General features: G+C 67.8%; 8 protein-coding genes. All 8 read right to left on the bottom strand.

From position 1 onward, the window contains the following. On the bottom strand, positions 1-125 hold a 125-nt coding region (locus QZ753_RS20370; protein ID WP_294646415.1), incomplete at its 3' end, for a flagellar basal body protein. A 98-nt stretch (positions 126-223) separates the two neighbouring features. Beyond that, the gene (locus QZ753_RS20365; protein WP_294646414.1) at positions 224-1570 is read right to left on the bottom strand and encodes a flagellar hook protein FlgE; all 1347 of its coding nucleotides are present in this window, start codon (positions 1568-1570) and stop codon (positions 224-226) included. 180 nt (positions 1571-1750) lie between these two features. Next, the gene (locus tag QZ753_RS20360; RefSeq protein ID WP_294646413.1) at positions 1751-2422 is read right to left on the bottom strand and encodes a response regulator transcription factor; all 672 of its coding nucleotides are present in this window, start codon (positions 2420-2422) and stop codon (positions 1751-1753) included. 317 nt (positions 2423-2739) lie between these two features. Then, the gene (locus tag QZ753_RS20355; protein WP_294646411.1) at positions 2740-4167 is read right to left on the bottom strand and encodes a flagellar hook-length control protein FliK; all 1428 of its coding nucleotides are present in this window, start codon (positions 4165-4167) and stop codon (positions 2740-2742) included. A gap of 3 nt (positions 4168-4170) precedes the next feature. Further along, positions 4171-5520: a hypothetical protein gene (locus QZ753_RS20350; protein ID WP_294646409.1), complete on the bottom strand. Its 1350-nt coding sequence runs from the start codon at positions 5518-5520 to the stop codon at positions 4171-4173. After that, entirely contained in the window at positions 5517-6641 is a 1125-nt protein-coding gene (locus tag QZ753_RS20345; protein WP_294646407.1) for a flagellar motor protein MotB, read from the bottom strand. The genes QZ753_RS20350 and QZ753_RS20345 overlap by 4 nt, the downstream gene beginning before the upstream one ends. Then, complete coding sequence (locus QZ753_RS20340; protein WP_294646405.1) at positions 6638-7510, bottom strand: hypothetical protein; 873 nt, start codon at positions 7508-7510, stop codon at positions 6638-6640. Before QZ753_RS20340 ends, QZ753_RS20345 begins: the two co-directional genes overlap by 4 nt. Before the next feature lie 3 nt (positions 7511-7513). Continuing rightward, a complete protein-coding gene (gene fliF, locus QZ753_RS20335) occupies positions 7514-9220 on the bottom strand; it encodes a flagellar basal-body MS-ring/collar protein FliF (RefSeq protein WP_294646403.1) in 1707 nt (568 codons plus the stop codon). Positions 9221-9458: the final 238 nt, after the last annotated feature.

Below are 9458 nucleotides of genomic sequence, written 5' to 3'. Positions count from 1 at the left end.
TTGGCGATCTTGCGGGTGGCTCCCGCCGTGTTGACGTTGGCGATGTTGCTCGAGACGATCTGGGTCTGAAGCTGCGACGCGGCCAGCGACGACTTGGCAGTGTTCAACGCGGCAGAGAGCGACATGGGAGCAATCCGGGAGGGTACGAAGGACGATCGGTCCGGCGGCGCGCCGCAGGTCTGCGACGCGCGTTGCTGTCAGGGCTGGATGCGACCCGGCGCCGTCAGCGCTTCAGGTTCACCAGGACGTCCATGATTTCCGAGCCGGTCTGGAAGACCTTGGAGTTGGCGGTGTAGGACCGCTGGCTCTCGATCATGGTGGTGAGCTCGGAGGCCATGTCGACGGTGGAATTCTCGAGGGCGCCCGAGATCAGGCTTCCGAACCCGTCCGACCCGCCGAAGCCCATGAGGACGCTGCCCGACTCCAGGCTCGGCGCGAAGGCGTTGCCGGAGAGGACGGTCATGTTGTCGGGCGCCGCCACCTTGGCGAGCGGGATCTTGTAGAGTTCGCGCGTCGCACCCGACGTGAAGGTGGCGAGCACCATGTCGTCCTTGCCGACGCTGACCTTGTCGATCACCTCGGCCGGGTTGCCGTCGACCTTCGCCTCCAGCGGCTGGTTGTCGCCGGTGAACTGCGTCGTGTTGCCGATGTCGAGGTTGAACGCCGAGACACCGCCGATGCTGGAGAGGTCGATCGGCATGATGCCGGTGGCCGTTCCGTCGATCGTCTTCAGCGAATAGTTCTTGGTGTCGTCGAAGACGATCGTCGACGTCTTGAGAAGACCCGCGGCGGCCGTGACGGCACCGGCGGTTCCGCCGTAGGGGAAGGGACGGTTCGTCCCGGTCGTGCTGGCCTTGCGGCTGTCGTAGACGGCGACTTCCCAGGTGTTCGTCGCGTCGTCGGTCTTCGTGTAGTAGATGTCGAGCTTCACCGCCTCGCCGGAGTTGGTGTAGACCACCAGCGAGTTCGAGACGGTCTTCTTCGGGTCGGGCGTCTTGTCGGTGTTCTTCGACGGAAGATCCGCGGCGGCCTGCTGCGTGAAGTCCTTGTTCAGCGGGATCGTCAGGATGCCCTTGGTGCTCGGGCTGGCGCTGAGAAGGCCGGCGTTGAGGTTCACCGGCTTGAGGCCGGCGAAGCCGTTCAGGACGAAATCGGTGCCGTTGGTGCCGACGGGATAGCCCTTCAGCGCGTAGCCGGCGGCGTTGACGAGCGTGCCGTCCGGCTGCTGCATGAAGGAGCCGGCGCGGGTCAGGACGTTGCCGCCGTTGCCGTCGTCGACGACCAGGAAGCCCTGGCCGGAGATCGCAAGGTCGAGCTTCTTCGAGTTGACCGAGTTGGCGGTGTAGCTGAGGCCGCCCTGCTCGCTGATGAGCGTGCGTACATTCGCCTCGACCGCACCCGAATTGTACTGACCCTTGCCGTTGGCCAGCATCTGCGAGGTGAATTCGGTCGTGGTCTGCTTGTAGCCGTTGGTGTTGGCGTTCGCGATGTTCTCCGACACGGCGCTGAGGCGGGTCGCCTGCGCATTCATACCGGAGACGCTCGTGCGCATTAGGCCGCCGATGCTCATACTGCCACCCTTATCCGTTACCTCAGATTGCATTCACAGTAGTGGGAATGGCTTGCGCGAAGCTGCTGTCACATATAATTTAAATAACAGATCATTAACCATATCTTCATAAATCGAAGGGCCCGACACTTTCGTGCCGGGCCCTCCAAGTCATTCATCAGTTGTCTTTGCCGGTCTGTTTCAGACGCCGATGCCGTAGCCGAGGTAACGCTTCGAAGAGACCGGGTCATAACCCAGGCGCATCTTGAGCTTCTTGCGCAGCTTGGAGATGTGGCTTTCGATGACGTTCTCCTCGACGTTCTCGTCGAAGATCCCGTAGATGGCGCTGAACAGCTGCTGCTTGGAGACGCGGCGGCCCTTGTTGGCGACCAGATACTCGAGAATCCGGCGCTCGCGGCGCGGCAGCACCATCGGCTGGCCGGCGACCTCGGCGTCGCGACCGTCGGCAAACACGCAGATTTCGTCGACCGTCGTCTTGGCGCGATCGACCGCCACTTCGCGGCGACGGATGGCGCCGACACGGGCCAGGATCTCCTTGACGTGCACGGGCTTTGCGACGACGTCGTCGATGCCGGCGGCGAAGAGATCAAGCGTTGAGGTCAGGGCCTTGGCTTCGGCCAGGGCGATCATCGGTGCGGTGGAGCGGCTGCGGACGAGGCGGGTGAAGGCGCCGCGCTCGGGGAAGTCGCCGAGCAGGAAGGCCTCGACGGCCGAGAGGTCGTTGTCGGACGCGGACTCGACCCAGTCGCGGAATTCGTCGACGCCGAAGCCGGCGGAGGAGACACCTTCGGTCCCGAAGAGGGACTTGTAGCCGTTCGTGACCAGTTCGCGATTGTCCACAACTACGATCATTTGTCCCCGCCGCGTGACTTGCGTTTCGTTAGGAAACAAATAACCAACCCAAGGCGAATCGGGCCATCCCCAAAAATCACTATAGGGTTAATGCTTCGTATCGCTCACCGGCGGTTTACCATTCGTTTACAGCCGGTTGTCTGGAAGCATTCAAATTTCAGGTTTATCACGGAGCGGTGATTTTCAACCTATCCGTGCAACCTATCGCGAGCCTTGCAACCGTCCGAAAGCGGGGCACCGGGCAGCTGCGCGTGCGGTCGAAGAGGCAAAAAGGGATGGCCGAGACCCCGAGGGCTCGGCCATCCCTTCCGTGTAGATCAAAGGTAGGTCGAGCCGGCCTGCGATTTGGCCGGAGCGGCATCGTCGCGGTTCGAGTGCGCCGATCGGCGACGGCCGGACGGGTCGTCCGATCCGCCGGATGACGCGCGACCGTCGGGACGCCCCTCGCCCGCCGGACGACCGCCCTGCTCGTTCTGCTGCGAGCTCGTCGCCCCCGTGTCGGCCGTCCGCACCTGCCCGTTGTCGCGCGTGATGACGGAGATCGCGGCGTCGTCCAGCGAGAAGCCTGCGTGCTCCAGCAGCTTGCGCAGCGAGGCCTGGTCGTCGAGCAGCATGGAGGCCGTGTCGCTGCGGCTGGCCGCGAGCTCCAGCGTCAGGCGCCCCTCGTTCAGCCGCATCGACACGTCTACGGTGCCGAGGTGCTCGGGATGGAGCTGGATCGTCAGCGTCTTGAGGGCGCCGCCGCCGGCCCGCATGCGAAGGTGGGCGTCCGAACTGGCGGGCGCGGACTGGGCCGGCGCCTTGGCGGGATCGCCGAGCGCTTCCATGATCGGTCCGGCCACCTGACCGGCCAGATTGTAAGGCGACGAGGACGGGAGCGGCGACGCGATCGAGACGGTGCCCGATGCCGCGTCCGCGCTTCTGGCCGCGCTTCGACGGTCCGCCAACTCGCTCAAGGCGGACTTGGCGGCGGCCGAGCGGTCGCGTCCCGCCTCGCGGCCCGAACCATCGGATGCGCCGCGTCCGAGGCGCGCAAGCGCCTCGTCGAAGCGCATCGGCGGGCTGGCGGCGTCGTCGGCCGTCGCTGTCGCGGCGTCACCGACAGCCGCCTTGCCGTCGCCGACGCGCCCCTTGGCGATGTCGGACAGGGCCTCGGCCAGCGCACCGGGCGCCAAACCCTTGGCCTTCGCGTCCACGACCAGGGTCGGCTCGGCCTTGGCCTCCGCCTTGCCCTCGACCAGGACCATGCCGTCCTGATGCGGCTCGAAATGCGTTTCCATGCGCAGGACGTCGAGCTTTATCCCGCCCTTGGTCTTGCCTTGCGCCTCTTCGGCGACCACTGCCTTCTGCGCTGCGCGGTCGAGCGAGAGCTTGGTCTCGCCATCGGCCTTGGCGTGTTCCTTGGCCACCTGCTTCGCGAGCTTCGCCGCTGCCTTGGCGTTGGTGACGGCCGCGAGCGAGCCGAGGAGAGCCTGAAGCTGGTCTGCCTTCGCGTCCTGCTTGTCGTCGGACGCGTCGTCGGCATCCTCGCCATCGACCGACGCCACCTGGCTCGCCGCCGGCTCCGGCTTCTCGGCGTCTGCCTTCGCGGCCCGTTCGTTGCCGTTGGCGGAACGCTTGCCCTCGGCATCGCGCACCGCCTTGCCGAACGCGTCGCCGAGCGCTCCGCGATCTGGCTCCGAATTGGCGGATGCGCGGGCCGGGCCGTCCTTGTCGAGCGGCGCGAGGGAGAGATCGATCTTCATGGATTACGGCTTCTTCATTTCCTTGGACGCAGCGTCCAGCGCGGCACGCGCCCGTGTCAGCACCGAGGAGGTGTCGGGTTGCGGCGGCGCGGGGTTGCTGGCCTCTGTCATCAGCGCCGGCTTGGCCATGGAGTCCAAGACGGAATAGGCGGCATCGAGGATCTTCTGGTCCTCGACATGCAGGAGGCTCCGATCGACGCCGTCCAGCGCCTTTCGCGACGCGGTCTGGTCTTCGGTGCCGAGCGCGGAGGCCGTCCGGTAGAGGTCGGCGCGCGCGGCGTCGCCGGGCTCCAATCCGTCGAGGGCGATCGCCCGATCGGCGGACTGCGACGCGAAATGAAGGTTGCCGGACACCAGCGAACGGCGGGCGGCCGCGAGATAGAGCCGTTGCTGCCGCGCAGTCGGCAGTCCTGCCACGACGCCATCCATGGCGACCAGCGCCGCCTGCGGATCGGCCATCGCCCGGCCGACCACGAGAGCGACGTAGCGGGTCTCGAAGTTCGCCGCATAGCTGGAGTCGTGATAGGTGTCGAAATAGCGCCGCGCCATCCGGTCGGCGTCGTCGTGCGCGCCGGCATCGTCCGCGAGCGGCGCGCCGAGACGCAACGCCGCCTCCTCGATCAGTGTGCCGGGCGCCAGCAGCCGGGCGTTGGCGAGATCCTCGATCGCCTTGTCGGGATGGTCGATCTGATGGATCTGACCGAGCGCGAGACTGACCTGTGCGGCCAGCACGGGCTCCAGGTCGTCGATCGAAACGGACTCGAGCTTCGTCGCCGCCGTCCTCAGATCGTTCCGCACATAGGCCAGCGCCCCGTCGAACAGGGGACGCTCGGCTTCCGGCAGGCGTCCCTGGTCGAGCAGCGTCGAGATGACGTCCGGCGTGCCGCCGCTGAAGGTGAAGAGCACGATGGCACGGGTGTTGCGTGGATCGCTCCAGACCTCCGGCGCGGCTTCGATGAAGGTGCGGGCGAAGCGGCGCAGGAGAAGCGCCTGAACCCGGATCGCCCGTACATTGCCCCGCGCCACCTGATCCTGAAGGAACTGCACCGATCGCATGACGTCGAAGGGCATCGGCGTGCGGGTTTCGGACCAGTGCGTGTCGCGGCCGGCGGCCAGTTCCGGCGCGCCTTCGTGTGCCGCGCCCGCAGCCTCTCCCCCGCTTGCGGCCGCCGAGGCCGGCGCGGTCTCGGCAGCCGGCGCGGACTCGGCGGCCGGTAGGTTTGCCGCTGCCGGGTCGGCCGTCTCCGCGTGTCCCGCGGCTTCGGGCGCGGCGGGTGCCTCCATGCCGCGCGCCGGCAGCATGGACGCACCGATCAGCAACGAGCCGAGCAGGAGCCGCAGAGAGTTCTTCACGCCTTGGGTTCTTTCAACAGGATCTCGATGCGCCGGTTGCTGGCGGCCTCGGGATCGGATGCGTTGCTCGGCTGGCGGTCGGCGACACCTTCGATCGCCTCCACGCGCTTGTCGTCGAGGCCGCCGCGGCGAAGCATGTAGTAGGCCATGTGGGCTCGATCGGTGGACAGGCGCCAGTTGTCGACCTGCCCGTTGCCCGAATAGGGCCGCGCGTCGGTGTGGCCTCGGATGACGATGTCGCCCGGACGGTCCTTGAGGATCGCCGCGATCTTCTCCATCAGGCGGATCGCGTCGGCGGTGGGCCGGGCCGACCCGATCTGGAACATGCCGGTGTCGAGGGTGTCGGCGAGCGAGATCGTGACGGTGCCGGAGCCCGCGTCGCCGCTCCTTACCTGCACGTCGGCGGCTTCCGTTCCCGGCACGCTGGCCTTGATCTCCTTCTGCAGCTCGGCCGCATCACTTTGCTCGGGCGTGGCCGGCGCGGCGGGCGCCGCAGCGACCTCGACCGGCAGTGGCGCGGGCTTCGACGGCTCGACGGCGACCGTCGCGAAGTCGTCCGCCGTGACCTCGACCTGCTTGCCGGCGACGGCGTTCGGCGTCAGCTGCCAGGACGTCGGGTCGAACGGATCGCGGTAGGCGTCGCCCCCGTTGAGCCCCGGAAGTCCGGTACCGTCAGGCTTGCCGACCGCCTTGCCGGTGTCGCCCATCGCCTCGTTCTCGGCGACGATCTCGGCCAGTACCGCATACGGGTCGCGGAAGATCGCCTGATCCTCGCCGCCCTTGGCGTCGCCCCCCACGGGCTTGCCGCCGGGGGTGCCGGGCGTCTTGCTGTCTTCCGCGGCCGGGCCGGGCGTCTGCGCGGGCGCGGACGGGTCGCGCGCCACGCCGTCGGTCGGCGGCAGCGGGTCGTTCAGTTCGATCGGATTGAAATACTGGGCGATCTGGCTCTTCGTCGCTTCATCCGACACGCTGGTCAGCCACATCACGAGGAAGAACGCCATCATCGCCGTCATGAAGTCGGCGAAGGCGATCTTCCAAGCGCCGCCATGATGGCCGTCCTCGACCTCCCCGCTACGCCGGACGATGATGATCTCGTGCCGCTCGGTGTCGAGTGCACTCACGAAAGCGCCTCCTCGACGGCCTTCAGCCATGCGGCGAGACGGGTCTCGATCACGGTCTGGTTGGCGTCGATGCGAACGTCGGTATGCGTCTCGTCGGGATCGAAGGAAACGTGTCGGGCGTGGTCGCCGAGCTTGCCTTCGAGCGAGTGGAGAAGGTCGCTCGGGCCGGACGCCGCGATCTTCACGGTGGTCCCGTCGAAGGCGATCGTCTTCACCGCGCCGGCGAGTTCGTCCACCGTCATCCGCTTGCGCGCGTCGAGCACGAGCGGGCGCAGGAGCGCGCTCAACGTCGTCTTCAGCGCGTCCTCGAACACGGCCATCTGCAGGATCACGAGATCGGCGAGCCGGTCGCCCTCGGTCTCGACCCACTGGCGACGCGCATCCGCGAGCGCCCCCTCGTGATCGGCGGCGAGCGTCTGGCGCAGCGCCTCGATGCGCTCGGCGGAAACGCGCTCGAGGTCCTGGCGAACCGCCTCCTCGGCCTCGGCCGCACCGTCCTGATGGGCCTGCGCGAGGGCGATCTCGTGGGCGCGCAGCAGCGTCTCGCGCTCCTTCGCCCAGGCCCGGCGCTCCGCCTCGACCTCACGCAGCGGCACGCGCGGCTCGGCCGTGGGACGCGGCTGGACGGGCGCGACGCCCGCCGCCTGCAGGGCCTTGGCCGGCATAGCAGTCGGGCGCATGGCAGGCGCGGCGGCAGTGGCGGGCTTCGGCGCCATGCGGGGCGCCTGCACGGCCTGCGAGGAGACCCGCGGCAGGCCCGCCTCGAAGGCACGGGGAGCGGCGACCGGGGGCCGGCGCGGCGCCTGGGCCCGCAGCGGCACGAACTCGTCTTCGTTTTCGTCCGACAGGAATTGCGCGAGAGGGATCATGGCTTAGGCCGCCTCTTTCTGGTGAATCCACTGCTTGAGGATGGCCGCCGCTTGGGCTTCGTCGAAATCGACGAGCTTTTCGAGGCGGACCTTCGGCGAGTTGGCACGGTTGCGGGTGAGTTCGTCGAACAGGTCGTCGTTGGCCGGCGGCTCGCCGTAGCCGAGCGAGGCGACGAGGTCGGCCCCGAAGCCCGGCGGCGTGTTGAGCGGACCGAGGTCGCCGTCGAGCATCGGGTTCTGCAGCTCGATCGGTCCGTCGCCGGCCAGCATGGCATCGTCGGCGTTGTCGTTGGCGGCGGGCGCCGAGATGGCGCGGATGGCGGGCTTCAGGCCGAACCAGATCACGAGGACGGCGACCACGAGGATGGTGAGCGCGTTGACCATGGTGCCGGACTGCTTGAGCAGCATCTCGCCGTAGCCGAGCGAGGGCACCGGCTGGAGGTCCTGGCCGTTGGAGACGAAGTCGACGGCGGTCACTTCGAGCTGGTCGCCGCGGCTGTCGGTGATGCCGGCGGCCGAAGCCACGAGCGACTTCACCTCGGCGAGCGCGGCGTCGACCTGCTCCGGCGTCGGGTTCTCGCCGAGCGTGGCGACGAGCCGGGCGCGGTTGACGACGACGGCGATCGACAGGCGGCGCACGTCGTAGCCGTCGGAGACGGTCTGCGTCGTGGTCTCGTTGATCTCGTAGTTGGTCAGTTCCTCGCGCCGCTCCTTGGCCTCCGACGACGAGTTGCCGTTGGCGGCGGGCTGGGGCGCGGCCTGGGGCACGTTCTGCGCGGCGGTCGCCGCGTTGTTGTTGGCGGCCTGGTCGGTCGACTGGCCGGTCTCGCGGACCGTACGCGTCGACCGCTCGACGCGGCCGTCCGGGTCGAACTTGCGCGAGGAAATCTGGCGGCGGTCGGTATCGAGGCGCGCGATGACGCTGGACTGGAAGTTGCCGACGCCGAGATAGGGAGCCAGCGTGCGACGGATCGAATCCTGGATCGAGGAGGAGACGATGCCCTCCATGCCGAGCTGCTTGGTCGAGGTGGCGTTGGAGGCGTCGTCGCCGGAGGCAAGGAGCGTGCCGTCGGTGTTCAGCACCGTGACCTGATCGACCTGCATGCCGGGAATGGCCGAGGAGACGAGGTGGCGAATCGCCTGCGCGTTGGCGAAGTCCTCGGTGTTGTCGGTGCGGATCACGACGCTCGCCGAGGGCTTCTGGCTCTCGCGGCGGAACGAGCCGGGCTCGGGCAGGACAATGTGGACGCGCGCGGCACGCACGTCCTTCAGCGTCTGGATGGTGCGGGCGAGTTCGCCCTCGAGCGCCCGGACGCGCGTCACCTCCTGCATGAAGGTTGTGAGGCCCATCGAGCCCATCGAATCGAAGAGCTCGTAGCCGGCGTTCTCTGACCGCGGCAGGCCCTTCTCGGCCAAGAGCATGCGGGCGTTCGCGGTCTGCGAGAAGTTGGTCATCACCGTGTCGCCGGCAGCGTTCACGTCGAACGGAATGCCCGCTTCCGTCAGCGCCGCGCCGATGCGCGTCACGTCCTGCCGGTCGAGGCCGGAATAGAGCGACTCCATCGTTGGCTTGGACAGGTAGAAGGCGGCGAGGCTGACGAGCGCGATGGCGACGACGCCGATCAACGCCAGCGCACCCAGCTTGCGGCCGCCCAGCGCCTGAAGGTTGGACAGGAGTTTTTGGGCCTCGGCCCGAGCGACCATCGCCATGCGTTCGCCTGCGGAATGCGGGAAGTGATGGCGTCACTCTGGGGGCACAAGCTTGCGCGGACGTGATGACCTTACCGAATGATGAAGGATGGAGGACCGGGAGTTGCGCCGGGAATCGAAAACCCTCCGGCACGGGGAGCGCCGGAGGGTCGCTTGCTAAGCCGTCGGCAAGTGGCGCGACGGGGAGACGCGATGCGTCGCCGGGGCTTAGCGGAAGAGCATGAGGATGTTCTGGGCC

Source organism: uncultured Aureimonas sp., assembly GCF_913775355.1.
Lineage (GTDB): Bacteria > Pseudomonadota > Alphaproteobacteria > Rhizobiales > Rhizobiaceae > Aureimonas.
The sequence above is the reverse complement of the archived record's forward strand: the minus strand, read 5'-3'. Positions and strand labels throughout refer to the sequence as shown.

What these genes read in the sequence shown, in the direction of transcription:
- QZ753_RS20355 (WP_294646411.1), bottom strand. Translation starts at nt 4,167, where the DNA reads ATGAAGATCGATCTCTCCCTCGCGCCGCTCGACAAGGACGGCCCGGCC.
- QZ753_RS20340 (WP_294646405.1), bottom strand. Translation starts at nt 7,510, where the DNA reads ATGATCCCTCTCGCGCAATTCCTGTCGGACGAAAACGAAGACGAGTTC.
- QZ753_RS20365 (WP_294646414.1), bottom strand. Translation starts at nt 1,570, where the DNA reads ATGAGCATCGGCGGCCTAATGCGCACGAGCGTCTCCGGTATGAATGCG.
- fliF (WP_294646403.1), bottom strand. Translation starts at nt 9,220, where the DNA reads ATGGCGATGGTCGCTCGGGCCGAGGCCCAAAAACTCCTGTCCAACCTT.
- QZ753_RS20360 (WP_294646413.1), bottom strand. Translation starts at nt 2,422, where the DNA reads ATGATCGTAGTTGTGGACAATCGCGAACTGGTCACGAACGGCTACAAG.